General features: G+C 35.6%; 25 protein-coding genes and 3 pseudogenes. 16 read left to right on the top strand and 12 right to left on the bottom strand.

Features of this window, described 5'->3' with window-relative positions; translation table 11 throughout:
- Positions 1–3: 3 nt before the first annotated feature.
- From G9F74_RS08555 to glpX, 3 genes are all read right to left on the bottom strand, one after another.
- Positions 4–501 (bottom strand): hypothetical protein, encoded by a 498-nt coding sequence (locus G9F74_RS08555; protein ID WP_001174592.1) that lies wholly within the window; start codon positions 499–501, stop codon positions 4–6.
- 373 nt (positions 502–874) lie between these two features.
- Entirely contained in the window at positions 875–1,141 is a 267-nt protein-coding gene (locus G9F74_RS08550; protein ID WP_000392613.1) for a DUF3055 domain-containing protein, read from the bottom strand.
- Positions 1,142–1,157: 16 nt separating this feature from the next.
- Positions 1,158–2,129, bottom strand: coding sequence for a class II fructose-bisphosphatase (glpX, locus tag G9F74_RS08545; protein ID WP_000439085.1), 972 nt, complete (start codon positions 2,127–2,129; stop codon positions 1,158–1,160).
- Positions 2,130–2,276: 147 nt separating this feature from the next.
- Between glpX and G9F74_RS08540 the strand changes: the two genes are divergently transcribed.
- The 4 genes from G9F74_RS08540 (at position 2,277) to G9F74_RS08525 (ending at position 4,962) form a co-directional block, all read left to right on the top strand.
- A complete protein-coding gene (locus G9F74_RS08540) occupies positions 2,277–2,717 on the top strand; it encodes a DUF86 domain-containing protein (protein ID WP_000273997.1) in 441 nt (146 codons plus the stop codon).
- Between the two features lie 93 nt (positions 2,718–2,810).
- Positions 2,811–3,443, top strand: coding sequence for a helix-turn-helix transcriptional regulator (locus tag G9F74_RS08535; protein WP_000503334.1), 633 nt, complete (start codon positions 2,811–2,813; stop codon positions 3,441–3,443).
- 108 nt (positions 3,444–3,551) lie between these two features.
- Positions 3,552–4,316 (top strand): TIGR01457 family HAD-type hydrolase, encoded by a 765-nt coding sequence (locus G9F74_RS08530; protein ID WP_000276473.1) that lies wholly within the window; start codon positions 3,552–3,554, stop codon positions 4,314–4,316.
- 115 nt (positions 4,317–4,431) lie between these two features.
- Positions 4,432–4,962: a hypothetical protein gene (locus G9F74_RS08525; protein WP_000289892.1), complete on the top strand. Its 531-nt coding sequence runs from the start codon at positions 4,432–4,434 to the stop codon at positions 4,960–4,962.
- Between the two features lie 33 nt (positions 4,963–4,995).
- Here the strand turns inward: G9F74_RS08525 and G9F74_RS08520 are convergent, their stop codons facing one another.
- Complete coding sequence (locus G9F74_RS08520) at positions 4,996–5,577, bottom strand: NAD(P)H-dependent oxidoreductase (RefSeq protein ID WP_016107204.1); 582 nt, start codon at positions 5,575–5,577, stop codon at positions 4,996–4,998.
- 286 nt (positions 5,578–5,863) lie between these two features.
- Here G9F74_RS08520 and G9F74_RS08515 point away from each other — a divergent pair, with 286 nt between their 5' ends.
- From G9F74_RS08515 to G9F74_RS08505, 3 genes are all read left to right on the top strand, one after another.
- On the top strand, positions 5,864–6,652 hold the full coding sequence (locus G9F74_RS08515; protein ID WP_001021168.1) for an ABC transporter ATP-binding protein: 789 nt from the start codon (positions 5,864–5,866) through the stop codon (positions 6,650–6,652).
- Positions 6,636–9,209, top strand: a complete 2,574-nt coding sequence (locus G9F74_RS08510; protein ID WP_001267758.1) for an FtsX-like permease family protein — start codon at positions 6,636–6,638, stop codon at positions 9,207–9,209. The genes G9F74_RS08515 and G9F74_RS08510 overlap by 17 nt, the downstream gene beginning before the upstream one ends.
- Positions 9,210–9,716: 507 nt before the next feature.
- Positions 9,717–10,196 carry a GNAT family N-acetyltransferase gene (locus G9F74_RS08505; protein ID WP_000351182.1) on the top strand — a complete coding sequence of 160 codons (480 nt, stop codon included), beginning with the start codon at positions 9,717–9,719 and terminating at the stop codon, positions 10,194–10,196.
- A 26-nt stretch (positions 10,197–10,222) separates the two neighbouring features.
- Here the strand turns inward: G9F74_RS08505 and G9F74_RS08500 are convergent, their stop codons facing one another.
- Positions 10,223–10,714, bottom strand: coding sequence for a phosphatidylglycerophosphatase A family protein (locus G9F74_RS08500; RefSeq protein WP_000665097.1), 492 nt, complete (start codon positions 10,712–10,714; stop codon positions 10,223–10,225).
- A gap of 120 nt (positions 10,715–10,834) precedes the next feature.
- Between G9F74_RS08500 and yutH the strand changes: the two genes are divergently transcribed.
- Positions 10,835–11,836: a spore coat putative kinase YutH gene (gene yutH / locus G9F74_RS08495; RefSeq protein ID WP_000614220.1), complete on the top strand. Its 1,002-nt coding sequence runs from the start codon at positions 10,835–10,837 to the stop codon at positions 11,834–11,836.
- 59 nt (positions 11,837–11,895) lie between these two features.
- On the opposite strand, the gene G9F74_RS08490 is transcribed toward yutH, so the two are convergent.
- Together G9F74_RS08490 and G9F74_RS08485 are read right to left on the bottom strand one after the other, a co-directional pair.
- A complete protein-coding gene (locus G9F74_RS08490; RefSeq protein WP_001125484.1) occupies positions 11,896–12,111 on the bottom strand; it encodes a hypothetical protein in 216 nt (71 codons plus the stop codon).
- Between the two features lie 340 nt (positions 12,112–12,451).
- A complete protein-coding gene (locus G9F74_RS08485; protein WP_000431159.1) occupies positions 12,452–12,688 on the bottom strand; it encodes a NifU family protein in 237 nt (78 codons plus the stop codon).
- A gap of 206 nt (positions 12,689–12,894) precedes the next feature.
- On the opposite strand from G9F74_RS08485, the gene G9F74_RS08480 reads away from it, so the two are divergent.
- From G9F74_RS08480 to G9F74_RS08470, 3 genes and pseudogenes are all read left to right on the top strand, one after another.
- A complete protein-coding gene (locus tag G9F74_RS08480) occupies positions 12,895–13,203 on the top strand; it encodes a YuzD family protein (protein ID WP_000248598.1) in 309 nt (102 codons plus the stop codon).
- A gap of 52 nt (positions 13,204–13,255) precedes the next feature.
- Positions 13,256–14,050 (top strand): annotated as a pseudogene (locus G9F74_RS08475) (nucleotidyltransferase domain-containing protein).
- A gap of 124 nt (positions 14,051–14,174) precedes the next feature.
- Positions 14,175–14,837 (top strand): hypothetical protein, encoded by a 663-nt coding sequence (locus tag G9F74_RS08470; protein WP_000049711.1) that lies wholly within the window; start codon positions 14,175–14,177, stop codon positions 14,835–14,837.
- Between the two features lie 57 nt (positions 14,838–14,894).
- On the opposite strand, the pseudogene G9F74_RS30015 reads toward G9F74_RS08470, so the two are convergent.
- A pseudogene (locus G9F74_RS30015) lies at positions 14,895–15,230 on the bottom strand (hypothetical protein); the annotation flags it as partial.
- Between the two features lie 151 nt (positions 15,231–15,381).
- On the opposite strand from G9F74_RS30015, the gene G9F74_RS08465 reads away from it, so the two are divergent.
- From G9F74_RS08465 to phnA, 4 genes and pseudogenes are all read left to right on the top strand, one after another.
- Positions 15,382–15,756 (top strand): hypothetical protein, encoded by a 375-nt coding sequence (locus G9F74_RS08465; protein WP_016107202.1) that lies wholly within the window; start codon positions 15,382–15,384, stop codon positions 15,754–15,756.
- Between the two features lie 41 nt (positions 15,757–15,797).
- A pseudogene (locus G9F74_RS08460) lies at positions 15,798–16,013 on the top strand (hypothetical protein); the annotation flags it as partial.
- Between the two features lie 423 nt (positions 16,014–16,436).
- Positions 16,437–17,231, top strand: coding sequence for a DUF2628 domain-containing protein (locus G9F74_RS08455; protein WP_033657288.1), 795 nt, complete (start codon positions 16,437–16,439; stop codon positions 17,229–17,231).
- Between the two features lie 234 nt (positions 17,232–17,465).
- Positions 17,466–17,807 (top strand): alkylphosphonate utilization operon protein PhnA, encoded by a 342-nt coding sequence (gene phnA, locus G9F74_RS08450; RefSeq protein WP_000212733.1) that lies wholly within the window; start codon positions 17,466–17,468, stop codon positions 17,805–17,807.
- Positions 17,808–18,008: 201 nt separating this feature from the next.
- On the opposite strand, the gene G9F74_RS08445 is transcribed toward phnA, so the two are convergent.
- From G9F74_RS08445 to G9F74_RS08430, 4 genes are all read right to left on the bottom strand, one after another.
- Positions 18,009–18,806: an ABC transporter permease gene (locus G9F74_RS08445; protein WP_000679276.1), complete on the bottom strand. Its 798-nt coding sequence runs from the start codon at positions 18,804–18,806 to the stop codon at positions 18,009–18,011.
- On the bottom strand, positions 18,790–19,449 hold the full coding sequence (locus G9F74_RS08440; protein WP_016107201.1) for an ABC transporter ATP-binding protein: 660 nt from the start codon (positions 19,447–19,449) through the stop codon (positions 18,790–18,792). The genes G9F74_RS08445 and G9F74_RS08440 overlap by 17 nt, the downstream gene beginning before the upstream one ends.
- Before the next feature lie 64 nt (positions 19,450–19,513).
- Positions 19,514–19,687 carry an aspartyl-phosphate phosphatase Spo0E family protein gene (locus G9F74_RS08435; RefSeq protein ID WP_001054617.1) on the bottom strand — a complete coding sequence of 58 codons (174 nt, stop codon included), beginning with the start codon at positions 19,685–19,687 and terminating at the stop codon, positions 19,514–19,516.
- Between the two features lie 251 nt (positions 19,688–19,938).
- Complete coding sequence (locus G9F74_RS08430; RefSeq protein ID WP_000682063.1) at positions 19,939–21,009, bottom strand: NAD(P)/FAD-dependent oxidoreductase; 1,071 nt, start codon at positions 21,007–21,009, stop codon at positions 19,939–19,941.
- Between the two features lie 371 nt (positions 21,010–21,380).
- Here G9F74_RS08430 and G9F74_RS08425 point away from each other — a divergent pair, with 371 nt between their 5' ends.
- On the top strand, positions 21,381–21,620 hold the full coding sequence (locus tag G9F74_RS08425) for a YuzB family protein (RefSeq protein ID WP_000595027.1): 240 nt from the start codon (positions 21,381–21,383) through the stop codon (positions 21,618–21,620).
- Positions 21,621–21,709 lie beyond the last annotated feature (89 nt).

The raw sequence follows: 21,709 nt of genomic DNA, 5'->3' as shown, positions 1-21,709 counted from the left end.
TCCTTATAAACAAATTGAAATATAATCGCCTTCAGAGAGTTGTTTATTTGGTTTCATTTGTTGTCCGTTCAATTGAATATCCCCACTTTTAATTTTATCCACAATGGTAGTACGGCTCCAATCTGAAATATATGTGGATAACACTTTATCAATTCGGTGGGAGCCAAAAACGATGTCTAATACAATCGTGATTTCAACTATGCCACTTTCTTTATGTTGTGTCATAGAAATGGTAGTAGTCGTTTCTGTTTGGTCTTGCTGAATCATATCGATTGTTTCCACATGATCAGTAAATGATTTATAAATGCGCAGTTTTTGATTCCACGTATGATCGTTCGGGCATTTATAAATGGCAAAGCGGTATATGTTTTTTCCATTGGCGTTATGCCTGCGAATATTCGTATCAGTAAATAGGGTATTACGTCCGCAATTTTTACAATATTTTTCGATTGTGTTTTGCTGATTTTCATATAAACTCCAAGAAAGTTGTACTTTCTGCATTTTCCTTCACCTCTTATAGTAGTGGTAAAGGAACGTAATACAGCTATTTGGATGTCTTGTAGTATGAAGACATGAGAAGTAGACAAAAATAAAAGGAGGTTCCCCAAAGAGGAACCTCCGTAAACATCATACTACAGATGCGTTACGTTCCTTTGTAATGGGAATGGGCAGACTACTCCCTTGAAAAAGCACGGTGCTTTTTTGAGAGTAATGCTATCCAATTGCTGGTCCATTACAAAGTAAATGTTGGCATACGTAGATAACGTCCTTTCTATCCAAATAGATTTGTACATAAGTATACCACGAGAGATTGAAAATTCAAAATAATTACAGTGAAAAAACACCAGCTAAAATAGCTGGTGTTTGAGATAAGTTATATAAGTTCAAATAAAAATGAGCGTAATTCTTCTGCAATTTCTTCAGTCATAGAAAATGCGTGCTCTAAGTAGCCTGGTTCGTTTAAATCGTCAGGACCGATGATTGCAAATTTATTGCTCTGCATATCAAGGACAATTGTTTTACCGTAATGACGATCGGAGTATAAAAGCGCTAAATCATGACGCTCATTTTCTCCCATAAAGCTAACGAAACGAGTTTTTGTAGCGACAGTATCGTCGTACAGAAAGAAACGTTCTTCCATACACATGGCTCCTTTATTAAATATCTAAGTTTAAGTGTGGTTTATGATCTAAATGGTGATGCGTTTTAATGAAACGTACTGTTCTTGTTTTGTAACGCATAACGATAGAATATGTTTCAGCTAAATCTCCGCCAAGGAATTTCACGCCGTCTAATAACTCACCAGCAGAAACACCTGTTGCTGAGAAGATTGCATCATCACCAGATACTAAGTCATCTAACATAAGAAGTTGACGAGGATCTTCTAATCCCATTTCACGACAACGAGCTTCTTCTTCTTCGTTCATTGGAACTAAGCGAGCTTGCATTTCACCTTCAAGGCATTTTAATGCTGCTGCAGAAATAACGCCTTCTGGAGCTCCGCCAACACCTACGAATAAGTCGATACCTGTTCCAGGTAGTGCTGTTGCGATTGATGCACCAACATCGCCATCACCAAATAATTTCACGCGTGCACCTTTTGCACGAACACGGTCAATAATATCTTGATGACGTTCACGTTCTTGAATGATAACTGTTAGATCACGAATCTTTTTATTGTTAGCTTCTGCTACAATTTCAATTGTTTTTTCAATTGGATCATCTAAGCTAATTTTACCAGCTGCTTTTGGACCAACCGCGATTTTTTCCATGTACATATCAGGAGCGTGAAGAAGGTTTCCTTTATCTGCGATTGCGATAACTGCCATTGCGTTTGCAAGACCTTTTGCAACGATGTTTGTACCTTCTAATGGATCAACGGCTATATCTACTTCTGGACCGTTACCTGTTCCTAGTTCTTCACCAATATATAACATCGGTGCTTCATCAAGTTCTCCTTCACCAATTACAACTGTACCTGCCATGTTTACTGAGTCGAACATATCACGCATAGCTGTAGTTGCTGCATCATCTGCTTCATTTTTCTTTCCGCGGCCCATCCACTGTGCGGATGCTAATGCTGCTGCTTCTGTTACACGGACAATTTCTAGTGCGAGTTCACGTTCCAAGATTTCATTCCTCCAATTTCAAAAATCATACAAATATAACTATAACAAATAACGGAGAAAAGGTGAATTCGAAAAATTGTCGATTTTTTCAGAAGAAAGCGTTACAATTAAAATGTAAATGCTTTAATTTCCAGGTAGGTGACATGAATGTACTTCGTAGACAGAAAAAAAATAGAACAAATGCTAGTATGTTTAGAACGAGCAACAAATACATTTCAAGAGAAGAAGATATATGAAACCGAGTTTGAATTTTATGCATTAGAGCGCATAGCCCATCTTATGATTGATACTATATTAGATGTAGGGAATGCGATGATTGATGGATTTATTATGCGCGATCCAGGAAGCTATGAAGATATTATCGATATTTTAATGGATGAGCGAGTGATAAGTGCAGAAGAAGGACAAGGAATGAAAGAAATTATCCTTCTTCGAAGAATGCTTACGCAAGATTATATTCAAATGAATCATGATGAATTATATAAGACGATTCAAAAACATATTGCGGTGGTAGAGAACTACCCGGCAAATATTCGCAGTTATTTAGAGAAGGAATTAGGGCCTGTATCTGCATTTGTACCAGAATAATTATGCTTATGAGATCCCCGGGAATACCTTTTGGGGATCTTATATTGTATGTGAGAAAGAAAAGGGAAAAGGGAGAAGGGAGAAGGGTAAAGCATGGGGGAAGCACGTACTACGAAAGACGAGATTGTCCAATTGTTGAAAGTAAAGGGAGAGCATACGGTAGCAGAATTAGCTGACGTTTTAGAGATTACAGAAATGGCGATCCGAAGACATTTAAGTAATCTTGAGAAAGATGGGTTCATTTATTCTAAGATGGTCAGGCAACATGTCGGAAGACCAACTTATTTGTATGGGTTAAGTGAAAAGGGAGAAGATACATTCCCGAAAGAATATAAGCAATTTGCGATTGATATGCTAGAAGATTTAGCTCGAATGGGCGATGAAAAAATACTTCGTTACGTTTTGAAAGAAAGAACGAAGCGAATGGAAGAAAAATTGCAAAAGAGAATCAGTAATCAAAAGAACTTAGCATATAAAGTACAAGAGGTAGCAGCAATGCAAGAGAAAAATGGTTATATGGTTCAAATAAAGAGAGATGGAGAGAACTCTTTCGTAATTGAAAAGCAAAACTGTCCGTTAAAGGAAATTGCAGAGAGATTCCCGCAAGTATGTGCAGATGAAAAAGAGATGTATAAGCGTTTATTTGCGAATGCAGATGTAAATACGCTAGCAAACATGTGCGAGGGTGATTGTAGTTGTTCTTACCAAGTAAAAGAGAAAAAATGAACGTTCTGGGGCGCTTTAAGGTAAAGCGTTTTTTTCTTTTGGAAAAGGGGGTAATATAAGAGTGGTATGATAGATGAGAACTCTAGCATAGAAGGAGAGACATAATAGATGTATAAAGGTTATTTAATTGACTTAGACGGTACGATGTATCGTGGTGAAGAACAAATTGAAGAAGCAAGCGACTTCGTGAAAGCATTAGGAGAGCGCGGCATTCCGTATTTATTCGTTACGAATAACTCAACTCGTAAACCAGAACAAGTTGCAGAAAAACTTGTTCGTTTCGATATTCCAGCGAAAGCAGAGCAAGTATTCACAACGAGTATGGCGACAGCGAATTTCATTTATGAACGTAAACAAGATGCAACTGTATACATGATTGGTGAAGAAGGCTTACATGATGCTCTTGTGGAAAAAGGATTTGAACTTGTGGATGAAAACCCTGATTTCGTTGTTGTTGGTTTAGATCGCGACATCACATATGAAAAATTAGCAAAAGCATGTCTTGCTGTACGTAACGGTGCAACGTTTATTTCTACAAATGGAGATATTGCTATTCCAACTGAGCGTGGATTATTACCAGGTAACGGTTCATTAACATCAGTTGTTACAGTATCAACAGGTGTGGAGCCAATCTTTATTGGAAAACCAGAATCAATCATTATGGAACAAGCATTAAAAGTGCTTGGCATAGGAAAAGATGAGGCATTAATGGTTGGGGATAACTACGATACGGACATTTTAGCGGGAGTAAATGCTGGTATGCATACCCTTCTTGTCCACACTGGAGTCACAACTGTGGAGAAATTAACAGAATACGAAGTTCAACCGACGCAAGTTGTGCATAACTTGACGGAGTGGATTGAGAAGATGTAATGAAATGCAGGTAACCGGAAGAGGTTACCTGTTTTTTTATGCACAATTGCATATGTACTATAAGTATATAAAATGTAAAATTTAAATGTAATGATGTAAGGGGGAGAGAATAAGAATGTACTGGATGTCATGTATTATGTTTGTTTTTACATTATGTGTTTTGTTTTTTATTCTATGGAAGATATATAAAATAAATGAAATGAAAAAAAGCGCAGGAAAACTCATTGCAATGTATCCTCGGGTGAAAAGACGTTGGGTTGCATTACTTGGACCAGCATATTTCATTGGACAATGTATGTATATATATGCTCAATATGTAAGTGGTGATATTGGCACACTTGAACAGTTTCTCATTCAGTCAGGTAGTTATGCTGTAGCAAGTTGTTTTATGACTTTAATAGCCATCCATCTTATTAAAAGTGTAAAAATATATGAAAAAGGTGTAGTAGACGGATTAAACTTTTATTCATACGAAGAATTGAAAGGCTATAAAACATCAACATGGGAAAATCCAAAAGAAAATATATTTTTATATCGCGGGCGAGAAAAAATGAATGACAATGTGAATTTACTTATTAGACAGGAAGATATGAATGAATTAGAAAGCATTCTTCAAAGGTATATTCCGAAATTAATGATGAAATGAAAAACTCCGGTTGTTAAAGCCGGAGTTTTTTTATTAAAATGCACGATTCACAACATCTTTAACCTCTTCAAGATATTGTTTACGCACACTGTCATCCACAGAAGGAACACTTGTATAGAATGTATGCTCAAGTGTTTCAATGCCTGTAAATTCAAAAATACCAACATCTGCTGTTTTTTTCATTGCATCAAACATACCGCCTGCTGTGTATACTTCTTCCGAATTTCCCATCGTAGATAATAACAATCCTTTTTTACTGCTTAATAATTTTTCAATACCATTCTCACCGTAAGCATAAGCGAAGCCGTGGCTAAATACACGGTCAACGTATCCTTTTAAAATAGCAGGAAGACCTGCCCACCAAACTGGGTAAATGAATGTAATACTATCAGCCCAAGTGATATGCTTTTGTTCTTCTTTAATATCTTCTGGTGTGTTTCCTTGGGAAAATGAGATGAAATCGGAAGCACCTAATACTGGATTGAAGTTTAATTCATATAAATCACGAACGTGTACTTCATGACCTTTTCCTTCTAATTCACTTTTTACAGTTTCTAAAATTGCATGGTTAAAGCTTTCTGTATTCGGGTGTGCATAAACGATTACATGTTTCATTGTTCTTCCTCCTACTTGTGGATATGTGAATAGTTTTTATATATTCGTGTAACTATTATGGTTACTTTCGTTGCGAGAGTCAACTTTTCTGACGTGAGAAATAGAGTGAAATTTTAATCGGTGGGGGCTATCCATCCCGCACTGATTATTTGCTTACACTAATCGGGCACTTAATGCCGGTTAATATAAATGTTAGTATGTGACAAAAAAATACAAAATAGTAGGGATTTTGCATTTTTGAATAGAATATATAGATTGGTAAATAGAGAGAGAAGGGGATATCGGGATGAATATTATTGAAATTGAAGGGTTAGAAAAATCGTTTGATATTGGAGATAGTAAAGTAAAGATCTTAAAAGATATTAATCTTCAAATTCAAAAAGGAGATTTTGTTTGTATTATGGGGGCAAGTGGATCGGGGAAAACGACCTTACTTCAGCTGTTAGGTGGATTAGATATTCCATCAGTAGGTAGTATTCGAGTTGATGGTACGGAGATTTCAACATTAAAAGAAAAAGAGCTCGCTTTATTTAGAAGGCATAAAATCGGTTTTATTTTTCAACAGTTTAATTTAATTCCAGTGTTTAATGCGGAGGAAAATGTAGGGTTGCCTTTATTATTAGATAATGTTTCGCAAAAAAAGGCAACGGTGACAGCAAATCGTTTATTAGAACTCGTTGGATTGAAAGGAAAAGAAAAGCATTTACCAGCACAGTTATCAGGTGGGCAACAGCAAAGGGTTGCGATAGCAAGAGCCTTTGCAAATGAGCCAGCTATTATATTAGCTGATGAGCCAACAGGGGCGTTAGATTCAGAAAACAGCAAAAATATTATTGCGGCACTTCGCAATGCATGTGATGAATTAGGGCAAACAGCTGTCATTGTAACGCACGATCCGTTCGTAGCGGCCCATGCTGATAAAGTCGTTTTCTTATTAGATGGTGAGGTGATTCATGAGCATGCTGAAAGTAAAGGATGGAAATTTCGAAATATCCCGCAACAAGTTATCCACATTCAAGAGATTATGAATCGTCACTTTAAAGTAGGAGGTAAAGGTGATGCGATGGGTAATTAAGTATGCGGTAAAATCGATGAAACAAAATTGGTTGCGAAATATGTTGATTGCCCTCGGTGCAGCTTTAGGTGTTATGTTAGCGACGATGTTATTGCTAGGCAATCAATCAGTAGAGCAAAGTGTGAAGGAACAAGTAGTAAGTCGGTATGGAGATTATAATTTACAATTTGGCTATATAAAAAATGATATGTATTTAAATAATGAAAGTTTAAAAGGAATAGATGGCTTAGAAAATGCTGAAAAAATATCAAAAGTACTTATACCATATCCTTTCCCACACTATAAAGAGTTATCGGGAAAACCGTCCTATTGGGGTGTTGAGCAAGATTCTCCAGAAATACATTCTTATAAAATATTTGAAGGTCGATATCCGAAAGAAGGGGCTGAAGTAGCACTAACAAAAGGGTATACAGACCGTGAAAATATACGGGTGGGAGATACAATTAAACTGCCATTCCCACAGCATGGAGAAAAGACTGTGAAAGTCGTCGGTATTTTAAATCCACCGTTAATGGCGGCAATGGGGCATGGGGCTTATTTTCCCATCCATTGGCTTCAAAAAGAATTAAATCTACTAAATCAGTTTAATCTCGTTCAAGTGAAAACAGCCGATGTAAATGTGAAGAGAGCGATTGCTCTTGATGTAAATAAGAAGATAGAAAATATAAAGGTGGACCAACGTACTTATGTAGATAAGGCATTTGAACGACTAAATGTAATGAAGCCATTAATTTTTAGTTTAGGTGGTATTGCCTTATTTGTTGTAGCTCTTTTAATAATGGGAAGTTTCTTCTTATCTGTCAGAAGTCGATTTAAGCAATGGGCATTATTACGTGCACTCGGTAGTAATCCAAATCAAATTATATTAGTCGTCTTATTAGAGGCTTTATGTATTGGGGCAATCGGATCGCTAGCAGGAGTTATTCTTGGAGCAGGTACGCAAACAATCGCTGCATCATTTATTAATAAATGGGTGAATATTGAGGGGGCAGGGAAAGAATCATTCTCGATTTCAGGCGAGATTTTACTCATTACGTTTTTACTAGGAATTGTTATGTCTATTATAGGGGCTATTATACCAGCCTTCATGGTTAGAAAGATTCCACCAGTTCAAGCGCTTAGGCCAGGTCTTCCTAGTAATGAGAAAAAAGAAAAAAGGTGGAGTGCTTTTAGTGGTAGCATTTTAATTATTGGTACTGTTATTGGACTAACGGGTAACGTATTAGAGCGGTATATCGGTTTTAATCCAAGTGCGATAGGTGCGCTGTTATTTGCGGTCGGTTTGTTATTTGCGATTCCGTTATTTATTCGGATGATAGCACCAGTGATTGCAAAACCACTTCAAATGATATTACGAATTGAAACGACGATTAGTAGCCGAAATGTCATTCGTTATCGAAATAAGGCGGCTGTGTCCGTTGCTATATTAGCATTTGGTTTTATGTTAGCACTTGTTGGAACGATGTATGTAAATTCTATGTATGAAGGTATGAAAAAAGGATTACAAAAACATTTACCAGCGGACTTAGTAGTAAGAATTCCGGTAGAGTCGCAAGGAATAGAAACATTACCGTTTAGTTGGATGGAGAAGGTTAGAAAAATTGACGGTGTAGAGGCGAGTGTTGGGAATGCTACAGACTTTACAGCAAAGCTTGTGAATTATGACTTTAAAAAAGCGAATCAAGAGTGGTATGAACATGCGAGGAAAAATGATTTTGAACCTGATTTGATGGAAGTTGTGGGAAATGATATTGTCGCGTATCAAAAAGTAACGAGAGCGAAGGTGATTGAAGGAAAAGATTTAAATAAGCCATTACAAGATGGTGAGGGAGTCATTACGAAGGAAACGGCTAAAAAATTAGGGCTTCAGTTGCATGATACGTTTGAAGTACAAGGAAAGGGAAAAGAAAAACAAACGATTAAAGTCGTTTCGATTATTGAGCAAGGATTAAGGTTAAGAGGATCAGATGTTTTCGTAAATGAACAATGGGCTCGCGATAAGTTTCACGTACAAGGATATGAAGCAATTCAAATTATGACTAATTCTAATCAATCATTTGAAGCGATTAAGAAGCAAGTAAAAGAAATTACAAAGAATAAAGAGAATGTAGAAGTTATAAACAGTTATGATTTATTGAAAGAACAAGAGCAGTTATTATCGCAAATGATGATGTTAATTCGCTTGTTAGTTGTAATTGTTTTCATTATTTCTGGTATAGGGTTAATGAATGCGATTGTCTCAAGTTTACATGAAAGACGTGCTGAAATTAGTATGATTCGTGCGGTAGGAGCTATTCCGAAGCAAATGAGACGGATCGTTTTATTAGAGGGAACTTTACTTGGAGCGATAGCTGGTTGTATCGGCATTTTTGGTGGGATTTTGTTTAGCTATATCGTGTTATCAAGCTTAGAGTTAACGGTTATTATTATTCCGTATAATCAAGTTTGCATATTAGCTTTTGCTAGTGTGGTGCTTGGAGCAGGGGCAGCGATGATTGCTTCATTACAATTAAGAAAGTTCAAATTAAGTGATACTTTAAAGGAATTATCGGCATAAAAGATTGCTATACCCCGCTCATACAAAGAACAAAGAAGACAAATAAAATGATGACAATACCAATACCGAAGTTAAATACGAGAGTACTATCCATATATGTAACCTCCTTGTTTTAAAGTGAAAAGCACTCTAGTCAGAGTGCTTTTTATTTTGAATCTCCCGTAACGTACTTCACAACTTTTAGAAAGGGATTCATGCGTGTAAAGAGTTACATTATTTTATGCGTTTATTTTGGGGAATGAGTAAGTCCTTATGAAATATAGAAAAAAGACACTCTTTCGAGTGTCTTTTATGATGACAAAATGTGTCAATTGCTTGAGTTCGATAAGACGCTAATTTCCGTTTTAACGCCTTTTCTTTAATCAAGAAGTGTAGCAACAGCGATTCAAATAAATTGTACCATTTGTGTAATGTTTGTGTGCATGCAATTCTGCATATTTCAATTAGAGGGAAATAAGGTGCGGAGAATGAATGAGTATATAGAACAATTGATAAGGAGAGAGAAGGATGGATATACATAAGTTAACGGTAGAAGAAGCAAATGAGATAAATACGTGGACGTACGAGGAACCATATAATTTATATAGTTTTTCAGGCGAGAAAGAAGTGATAGAAGAGCTATTAGATGGAACGTATTATGGCTGTTGTGACGATCAAGGAGAGTTCATCGGCTATTTTTGTTTTGGGGAAAATGCACAAGTACCAGGGGGAAGAGATGCTAATTTATATGGTGGAGAAAATCTGATTGATATCGGACTTGGTATGAAGCCGGCGTTAACAGGGAAAGGAATGGGGAAAGAATTTTTCAAAGCTGGAATAGCGTTTGCCACGAAAGAGTTTAATGCAAAAATGTTTCGATTAAGTGTAGCAACATTTAATACAAGAGCAATTACGCTATATAAAAATATAGGTTTTCAGCAAGGACCTATCTTTTTGAGCCGCGGAAGAGAATTTATGCTCATGGAATATGAAAGACCGTCAGCATAAAACTGACGGTCTAGAAAGCATTATTATTATTCCGAGTGATCAGCTCGGTGCGCTAAACGGCTTGAAGCAGCGGCAGCGATTCCGCCAACGATATCATCAAGGAATGTATGCACTTTGCCAGTTGATTTATCATTTAAGTATTCTAAAATACCAGGTTTTAATTTATCGATATATCCAAAGTTCGTGAAACCGATAGAGCCGTACACGTTAACGATAGAAAGTGCGATAACTTCATCAATTCCGTATAAGCCTTCATCACGTTTTACGATATCTTGTAACGGCGCACTTAACATTCCTTTTTCAGCAAGGACATCGAGTTCGATACCAGTAATTAGTGCGTTTTGTACTTCACGTTTTGATAATACACGCTCAACGTTATAACGGCATTCTGACATCTCTAAATTTGGATGATATTTTTTTTGAAGAAAATGAACAAGTTCAGCAATATCGTCAATTGTTACACCGCGTTCTTGTAATAGTTGTAATGCTCTTTCTTGTAGTTGATTTGATTCTTTCATGTTTATCACCTTTTTTTCTTTTTAGTATTTGTATACGTTTCGTTGCTTTATCATGTGCATAGGAATGAAAGGCGAGCACAAGCTCATATATATAAAGAAAAACCATAGGTGGCGACTGCGATGATTCAGCATATTTATGAGCATTATCACATGCATGTTAAAGAATTAATCCCCCTTGGCCCCTATAAAAGCTTTTGGATTCGCAACAAAATTTATGTACTTGTTCCAATTGGAGAAATGGAGGAAGAAGTACTTGTAGAGATGAAAAAGCTCAGTGACTATATGAACCAGCAAGGGGATATGACTGTAGCGACTTTCGTTCCGACTATACACGGCTACTATGTAAGTGAGATAGAAGAACAAAATTACTGCTTATTAAAAGGTATGCGCACGTTAGAACGACATGCTATGTCATTAGGAAGTGAGCTTTCTATATTCCATAAACGAGGTGCATTCTTTCCAGAAGAAATTGAGCAATTAAGCCGCATTGGTGAATGGAAAGCGTTATGGGAAAAAAGGCTCGATCAATTAGAGAAATTTTGGCAATCACAAGTGATGAACCACCCTACAGACGTATTCGATCAATTGTTTATCGAATCCTTCCCGTATTATTTAGGAGTTGCGGAAAATGCAATTCAGTATGTTGTCGATACAGAGATGGATGATACGCCACAAATGACCGATGCGGCAACAATTTGCCAGGAGCGATTTACACCTTTATTATGGCATCAAACGAAGCGTCTAAAACTTCCTTTTGAGTGGGTGTATGATCATCCCACTCGAGATATAGCAGAATTGATTCGCTATATGATGATTGAAAAGAAGAAAGACTGGGAGCAAACAATCGTTCAATTTGTTACAGATTATGAACGCAATTATTCGCTATCCTCATTTGGTTGGCGCTTATTATTTGCAAGGCTCCTGTTCCCGCTCCACTATTTTGAAACGGTCGAACGATATTATCAAACTGGGAACGAAGAACAAAAAAGTATATATAGAGATCGCTTAGAAGCTATTTTACATGATGTGAACCGCTCTGAGCAATTTATGAGGAATTTTTATGGATCACTTCGTTTGCCAATTGATAAGTTAGGGATTAGAAAATTAGATTGGCTATCTTAAAAGTATAAAAAAGAGACCGATTGAGGTCTCTTTTTTATACCGCAATTGTATGTAATACATTATGCTCCTACCTGTTGATCTGCACATATATTTAAAATGAATTGATTTCTTTCGATTTTTTCATTTACTTTACTCAATAATTCTTGCTGGATTTCTTTAAATAAAAATTGATAGCTTGTATTCCATGTTGGTATAACGGACGAAAGGCCTAATAAATATTCTTTTTTCTCTTCTAGTTCTTGAATTGTTAAAAAAGTGTTCCCCATTTTTGGCATGTGTCGTCCCCCTATGTTTTTTACTTCATCCCGCTATTTGTGGGAATCGGGATGCCCGTAAACACCCACTGATTATAGTTTCACTTTATATGTGTGAACGATTCACTATATAGTATTAATTATCGCATTTTTTGAGAATGATTTCCAATTTTGTTTTATGATGTTAAAGTAGAAGTGTTATTTGAATAAAAAAAGAGACCCATTGGGGTCTCTTTCTAGGAAGCGATTCTGAACGAGCCGCTTCTGCTTTTAATTAATATCTAGCTCCAGCGGCTAAAATGTTCGGTGGCTTCGCTTCTTCCGCCGAGGCATATTTTGAACGAGCCGTTTCCGCTTTTAATTAAAATACTTGCTCTACTTCAATAACGCCTGGTACTTCTTCAAGTAACGCGCGCTCGATACCAGCTTTTAGTGTGATTGTAGAACTTGGGCAGCTTCCGCATGCACCCATAAGGCGTAATTTTACGATACCTTCTTCAATGTCTACTAATTCAACGTCTCCGCCATCGCGAAGTAAGAACGGACGTAATTTATCTAGTACTTCTAGTACTTGTTCTTGCATATGTGGGTTTTCCATTTTTATCGACTCCTTTCATCAGTTTTATTATAATCAAGATAGAGGGGAAAATCTATTTTTTCTGTTCTTGTTTTATTGTCGAAATATTTTATCATGTGTACAACGTGTTTTTTCAGTATAGGGGTATGGAATAAGTTTGTAAAATGATGTGCTTATGTACTAAGACATCTGAATATACTGTTAGAACAAGAAGTGGGGGAGAAGAAATGGTTAATGTGCAAGTGTATGGGACGAAAGTAATTTGTGCGAGCTGCGTCGGAATGCCATCTTCAACAGAAACGTTTGAGTGGTTACAAGCGGCGATTGGTCGTAAATATGAAGGACAAGAAAATAAATTTAATTTCGAGTATATTGATTTTCAACAAGAACAAGAAGATGAAGATAAAAAAGCATTCGCAGAGCGCGTAGTAGAAGAAGATTTATTTTATCCAGTCGTTCTTGTGAATGGAGAGATTGTTGGAGAAGGAAATCCTCGTTTGAAGGATGTTTACGAGGAAATCGAGAAATATTTATAAAGCAGGAAGCCTTTGCGAATTTGCGAAGGCTTTTTTTAATGGAGGGATAGATGTGGAGAATGGAATAAAACAAGCTTTACCAGCAGAAGTAAAGCAGTTAATGGAGCAGTACATAGTAGGGTTAAAAGAAATTTTTTTAGATGGAAAAATAGTCGGAGTATATGTTTACGGCTCTATTGCGCTAGGTGCATTTCATATAGAAACGAGCGATGTTGATTTTGTTGCAGTACTAAATGATTCCGTGAATGAAGCTGAAAAACAACAAATTGTAGAACTGCATAAGAAAATGAGTGAAAGTACGCTAGGTAAAAGAATGGACGGTATGTATATTCCGCTTGCTGACTTAGGGAAATACAATCATGAAATAAATGAGTACGTGTATTGTGCAGATGGTAAGGCGAATATAGGTCATTGGGATATTAATGCGGTCACATGGTGGACATTAAAAAATCAAGGCATTACAGTTATCGGGAAAGAAGTAGAAGACCTTCCATTTCAAATAAAGTGGGATGATGTAGTAAATACAATGAAATATAACGTAGAACATTACTGGAGTGAAAAAGCGAAGCGTCCTTATTTGTTTTTCATAGAAGAATGGGTAGAATCAGCTGTCGTTACGATGGGGCGTATTTTATATACGTTAGATCATAAAACAATTGTTTCAAAAGATAGAGGATTGCAATACTTGTTAGAACGCTCAGCGAAAGAATGGGAGCCTTTATTAAAAGAAGTAGAGCGAATGAGGTAGGATCCAAAGGAGAAGAAGAAACTTTCTATTTGGAGAAGGGCTGATATGATGAAGAGATATTTGCTTAGTTTAATTGAGGAGTGTAGGGGGAAATGGTAGAGAAAATAGTAAAAGCATCCTTTGTATGAAGGATGCCTTTACTATTGTTATATAATGAAAAAGTACTTTACACGGAATGAGAATTCGAAAGATAATATAAAAAATATGTAGACGAGGAAAGCAGATGAGTAAATATAAATTACATATAAATAAAGAACAACTATGGAAAGGTTGTATCTTAAAGTCAATTGCAGATGCAATTTTTGTAGCACATGCTCCTGATTTCTCGCATGAAAGTTCATGGGATGGGTTTAACTATAATATGCAAGATAGTCAAGGCGGAAGAGGGACAATTACGTTTCATCCGGATTATACGATCGTATGTCTGCAAGATGTGAATAGCGAGAGAATTGAAGAGTGGATTGATGCGGCAAATTATTTTGAAGGGGCACCTTTGGAAGTAATAGACATTGCGAAAGAGGAAGCACTTCAATACGTATTAGAAGAAGTAGAAGGCGAAACAGTTCCTTTTATTACAACTGCATTTTGGATTGAGGATAGTGGTGCGTATTCAATTGATCCATTTGAAGAGATGGAAGAGCACGGTGGATTTTTATTAGAAATTCCATTACTTGATACGGAATCAGCAATTGAAAGACTGGAAGAAGAGTATGAACTGACAGCGGAACAAATAGAACTTTTACAATTCGTGTATGAGAGAAAAATCCAAAATCCAAACGAGAAAATTAAGTTGTCTAAAGAGGAAGTAGCAATGATTGGGACGGAGGGTAGTGAAAGGTTAGAAGTGAGTAAAGCGTCATTTGAAGAAATGAATATTACTTGGTAGTTGTAGGAGGAAATATAAAAAGTGTGATAAAGGACTAGTAGAAAGCACAATGTACATTTACATTGTGCTTTCTACTAGTTTTTTCATATACATATCAACTTCATGAAAGAATACTTTTTCTTTTTTCTCGTTATTAAGATGCACAGAGCAATGTGAATATTGCTGTAAATAGTGATTAGCTTGTTCGTACTGTTTTAATTTGTAGAAAGAAAAACAGGTAAGAAGCAGAAACGCTTTTTCTTATAATATTGGAACGACGGCTAGTAACGGAGTAATGGAATGTATATTTATTTTTGTTAAGTTTTCATAAGAAGCCCACGTTTGAAACCAGTCGGAAATGGTAGAAAGGTGATCCGGAATGTGGATAGTTTCATGTGAAACATTATGCAATATGGAACGTAGTGAAGTTTTGTGAAAAAACATCTTCTGTCCAAACTATGCACTTCATATTTAATCACCTGAAATAGTAGTTTTATGAACTTTATTTTATATATTATAGTATGCCTAAAGCTAGATTATTTTAAGAGAGAATGGAGAAGATATCATGAATAACCATAATAAAATTAAACAACTTTTAGAATATGTAGATCGTGCTGAGGATAATGAAATTGAGCTAGAGTATGAATCTGAACCTATGACGATAGAATTGTTTAATAGTGAAGAAATAGAAGAAGGACAACTTGGTTATAGCTTTGATGAAGAAGGGCAAAGCTTAACCGGGAATGAAGAAGGAGATTGGAAAGAGGGATGGATTGTAATTGGAATAGATTCGTATCTCGGTGATCCAATCTTTGTAGATAGTAATGATGAAAAATGCCCGGTTTATACAGCTTTGCACGGTGAGGGTGATTGGGAGATAGAATGTATAGCGGAACGTATAGAAGATGTTATTGAGAAAGTGAAGGGTAGTGTGGAATAAATAAAAATAGTATTTCAATATAATCAAGAAGGGGAGGAATCATGAAAAATTTTCAAATGGAACTACATAAACTGCCGATAGAAAATACTGGAGAAATAATACTTAGTATAGATGAGCGTATTTTGTTTCAAGAAAAAACAGACATAATAGACCCGATTTGTCAGTTTTTTGACGCTTGGGTCGAGTTTTTTAAATATGATGATGCTACAATTTTCTTAGATGAATATGAAAAAAAGGTGGAATTTAAGAATAATGAAACTGCCTAAAAATATAGTTGAAGTAGATTTTATTGTATCAATTGAGGAAATTAATGATAGATTATTTATTAGTTGTGTAAGTGGAAGTATGTTTTAAATAGTAGAAAGTTAATTTGTGAAGTCTTTTAAGTCGAGATTTTAGGTTAGACCATACCATAATAGTAATTTATATAATAGGAGTAGGATGTGTCCAAATGATTTTGGGGCATCTTTTTTTGTGAACATACAAAACATTTAACTTGGTGTATTAAACGTATAATTCATAAGTATTTTAATATATTTTAAAGTAAAATTAAATAATAAACGGATAATTGTCGGAATATATTCGATTTCCGCTCGTTTTTATGAAATATATGTACTTTTTGTTAGATTCCTTCTTTTTGTACATATACAATACCTGTATATAGAAATAAGAAAAGGATGATGTACGTGAAAGACACTGTTTTACAAGAAACAATTTCTCCACAAGAGTTACATAAGATTGTTCAAAAGAATACGGCGTATTATGACTTTAAATGGGGAAAAGTAGAAAATCCAGCACAAGGGAATACGTGGAATTGGGTAGCCTTTTTCTTCCCAACTTTTTGGTTAGCTTATCGTAAAATGTATAAGTTGTTTATTATACTTACGTTATTGGCGGTACCTAGTATCGTTGTAACTCCTTTTATAGATATTTCAGATGGGATTTATTTAACAGTTAGTTTAGTTCTTCAATTAGGAGTGATGATATTTACTGGATGGCAAGGAAACCGTTTATATTATAAGCATGCTATTCGAGTTTTACATAAGGAAGAAGATATGCCGGATCACAAGAAGGCGTATTACTTACAATCAAAGGGCGGCGCTAGTGCTGCTGGTATGATTGGTTTACAAGTTATAGTGGGGATAGTGTTTGGTGGAGCTATGTTCGGACTTTCTCTTTTACCAACTGAGCCGAATATTAAAAATGTTGTTCGTTCAAGTGATGAAGGATTTACTTTAGAGGTTATGACTGATAATCCAACTTGGAAGTTCGTGAAGAAAGAAAAAGAGTATGACGTAGTAGAGTTTACTGGTTATGACTATACAGAGAAGAAAAACGTAAAAATTAAATTCGCTGTTTATTTCAGTGAAGGTTACTTTGAATGGCAAGAAGTATATGAGAATAATAAGAAGTTAAGTGAAGAAGAGTTAGAAGAGTATCAATTTTATATTGAAGAGAATGGTTGGGGGTTCTAGTGAGAACTCATTCATTTTGAAAAGAAGAATCTTGTGAAGGTTCTTCTTTTTTATTGTAAACACCATACGAATTGAAATTTTGTAAAATACAATAAAAAATGAGAATTTGAGGTAGGCTTGTCAATAACGTAAGACTATGGCACTATAAAGAAATGCTATACAAATTTTATTTATCGACATGTAAACATCAAATTTGATTTTTACGTATAAATAATGAACGGAGGAAATGAATTTATGGCTACTTTACCAAATTGTCCAAAATGTAACTCAGAATATACGTATGAGGATGGCGTTCTTTTCGTATGTCCAGAATGTGCTCATGAGTGGGGCAAAGAAGCAGAAGCTGAAAATAATGATGGTGCAAAAGTTGTAAAAGATGCAAACGGAAACGTTCTTCAAGATGGTGATGCTGTTACTGTAATTAAAGATTTAAAAGTAAAGGGTACTTCTTCAGTTGTGAAGATTGGTACGAAAGTAAAGAGTATTCGTCTAGTTGATGGAGATCATGATATTGATTGTAAAATCGACGGTTTCGGAGCTATGAAGTTAAAATCACAGTTCGTTAAGAAGGCGTAAGACAAATAAAAAGAGGAGGCTATTCGCCTCCTCTTTTTATTATGTCACTTTTTGTCGGTAAATCGATATTTCGTACAAAATCGTTGATATATTGTGAGTTATGATAGATATATTTGAAAAATCGTTGATATATTGTAAGTTATGATAGATATATTGAAAAAATCGTTAATATAATTTCATTCGCCGTGAACTACGCACGATTTACCTCGCATCATAGTCAATTTCTTTCAACTGACAGCGCTTATTAAAGAATGTTTTATATCCAAGCTGTAAGAAGATAATGACAGCGAAAGCAGTACTCCCTGAAATACCGAGTATGATAGCAATTTGATATTGAATTGCTGTAAACGGTGATACACCGGATAATATTTGACCGGTCATCATACCGGGTAAGCTTATAATTCCCATACCGACCATGGAATTGATTGTTGGTAAAATAGCAGAATCAAAAGCGTCCCTTATGAGGGGAGCAGTTGCTTCTTTCGGTGTTGCGCCGAGCATAAGGGCACCTTCAATATGATCTCTTTGAGATTTCATATTGTTTAAAAAGGTGTTTGCCCCGAGGCAAATACCGGTCATAGCATTACCGATTAACATGCCGGCAATAGGAACGATATATTGCGGTGCATACCACGGATTATGCCCGATAATAACAAAGATAAATAGTAGTAATGGTCCGATTGATCCCGCAACCATGGAAAGAGCGGCTACACGTTTTAATTCTTTGGACATCGGAATATTAACTCGTTTATAAATATTAAAAATAGCAAATGTAGTAATAGAAGTAATGAGAGCAATTGTATAAAATGGATTACTGTTTTCAAATATGTATGTAAGGACATATGCAACAAGTACGAGCTGAATGGTCATACGGAATGTTGCGATCGCAATTTGTTTCTCGCGAGGTATCCCTTTTAATCTTACAAGTCCGATTAAAATAAGAATGAAAATATAGGCAGCAGCAAGTTGCCAAATTTGGAGTTCAATAACGCCCTTCAACTGAGAGCACTCCCTTTCTAGTTGCACCGTTTGTTTTACTAATTTCAATAATATCGTCTGCAATTTCTTCTGGAAGTTGTTGCGAGTGCGTGATGAAGATAACGGTTTTTTTCTTTTCTCTTGCGAGTATAGTGAATTGCTTCATAACGCGGTGTTCTGTATCACTATCTAATGCCGAAGTTGGTTCATCCAATAAATAGACAGGCGGATCCATAAGTATGATGCGAGCAAAAGCAAGCCGTTGTTTTTCTCCGCCTGATAATGAAGCGGCGTTGTCTTCTAAATTTTTATTTAAGCTAACAGTCGTTAATGCATTTTGCAAAGTATCATCACTTGGAGATGGTTTTTCAGAAAGACGAAGTCCCATTAATAGATTGTCTTTAACTGTTCCGTCAAAAATAGGTGGAGTTTGTCCGAGCATAACTACGTCACGGCGTAATTGAATAGGGGGATAATCAGAAATTGGTTTTCCGTTATATTCGATTGTACCGGATGTTGGAGATTGTAAATCATTTAACATGCGAAGTAATGTACTCTTTCCGCTCCCACTTTCACCGATAATACAAGTGATTGTCTCTTTTTGAATCTGTAAATAAGGAATGTGTAGTATATCTTTATATGTAACGTTTTTTAATATAAACATAAATTGCTCCTTTCTGATTCTAGTTATATCGTATCAAAAAAGAGAGAGAAATAGAAAAATAAGGTTATAAAGAGCAACGTTTTTTCTTCGTCTTGAGTTTTATTAATAAGTTAAGTAAACAATCTAATTCTTGACTGAAAGAAATTACTTTATCATGAGTGAATCCGTACATTTCAACGAGATAGATCAATTCTTTCTTCTTCGCTTCTATTCGATCGTGTAGTTTCGTCAAGTTCATAAGTGAAATGTAATGCCTCCTATAAAAGTATTTATCACATAAAAAATAAGACCGAATGAATTCGGTCTTAAAGGAAATAATAAAAACAACTTACAAATAGCATACACTTTTCATCAATAGTTTTTAATATAAAAATAGAAAATTTTGTGAATAAATATTGAGAAAAATATTTCTGATAATTTCTGTTTATGAAAAAAATTTTTTCAACTGATGAAAAGAGGCTGCCTACATAGTAGACAGCTCGTAAAGTATTAACCGTTATGATATTTATACATCCAAAGAAGACCGGATTTTAATAATCTCGGTACACGTCCCATTAATGGTTGGTTTGCTAGTAAACCAAATCCGTGTTTTTTGCCGAGGGAACCGAGAACACCTTTTAATTTAATAACAGGTAGTTCATCAGGAAGTGGTTCATTATTCCAACGTTTTAATAATATTTGGACAATTTGTTCTCCTTGACCTTCAGCAAGTTGAGCAGATGGTGCGTGTGGAAGTGCTGCACAATCTCCTACAACGTAAACGTGCTCGTCATTTGGAATATTGTGATATTTTGTTAAAACAACCCGTCCGCTACCATCTTGTTCAACCGGAAGGTTTCGAACAACTTCATTTGCTTGAATACCAGCTGTCCAGACGATTGCATCACATGCAAGAGGTTCATCGTGGTTGTACACAATATTTGGTTCGACTTTGGTAATGTTAGAGTTTCGTATAATGGTAACGTTATGTTTTATAAACCATTCTTCTACATATCTACTTAATTTCTCTGGATATGGGAATAAAATTCTATCTTTTCTATCAAATAAATAGATTTTTAAATCAGAACGGCTCTCACGAAGTTCACTTGCTACTTCAACGCCACTTAAGCCAGCACCAACGACAGCAACTGTAGCATTCGGTTCTAGGCCATTTAATTGTTCATATGTCTTACGTGTTTGTTCAATTGATTGTAGACTGTGTGTATATTCCTTTGCCCCAGGAACGTTATGATATTTATCTTCACAGCCAAGTCCGATAATTAAATCATCATATTGGATTGCTTCACCGCCATCAAGATGAACAGCTTTTTCTTCGAGATCAATATTTGTTATTGTGCCGTATTGAATATTGAGGCGTGGGTGCTCAGGAAACGGTATGCGAATATGCGTTTCTGAAATTGTACCCGCTACTAATGCATAATATTCAGTTTTGAAACAATGGTATGGTACTTTGTCGATTAATGTCACCTGTACATCATCTGGAAGTTGGTTGCTTGGAAGTAGCCGTTGCAGAATTCTCATTCCACCGTAGCCACCACCTAGTATTACGAGGTGTTTCATGATGGATTACCCCTTTTCTGTTGAAATGTCCCCTAATCCTAAAATTTTATATTAATAAAATATTTCGACTTTACTCAATCAAATTATATCGAATTTGTGAACAAATAACAATGCATGAATGAATACTCTGTTGTACAATAAGAAGAAAAGTAAAGTAAACTGTTTTCCTTTTCTAGTTACTATTTCATTATGAAGGCCGAAAAGCAGTGTTGTGAATATATTTATATAGAAAAGAATATTTGCTTTGAAGTGAAACAGTGAAGGAATTGAATAGTTTAGTAAGTATAATGACAACAACAAGAAACAGCTTAGTTTTCTTCTTATACATGAAGTCAGAAGGTAATTTGTTTTGTAGTACAGGGGGGAGAATTTTGATTAAACCGTTAATTGAATTTTGTGTAGGTAACCTCGCGAGTGGTTCACAAGCAGCTTTAGAGAAATTAGAAAAAGATCCGAATTTAGATGTAATGGAGTATGGATGTTTAGGATATTGTGGTATTTGTTTTGAAGGTCCATTTGCCCTTGTGAATGGTGAAGTAGTACAAGGATCGACAGTAGAAGAGCTTGTTAATAATGTATATGAGTATTTGGATGAAAATCCAATGTTTTAAGGTGTTGTGAATGGGCAACACCTTTTTCCATTAGATAAAATATTATTTCGCAGGGTAGGATAATACGGAATATAAATAAAAAAAGGCCC

The organism is Bacillus sp. EKM202B (assembly GCF_011066025.1).
Lineage (GTDB): Bacteria > Bacillota > Bacilli > Bacillales > Bacillaceae_G > Bacillus_A > Bacillus_A toyonensis.
Note: the sequence above shows the minus strand (reverse complement) of the source record. Positions and strands in the feature narration are given on the sequence as shown.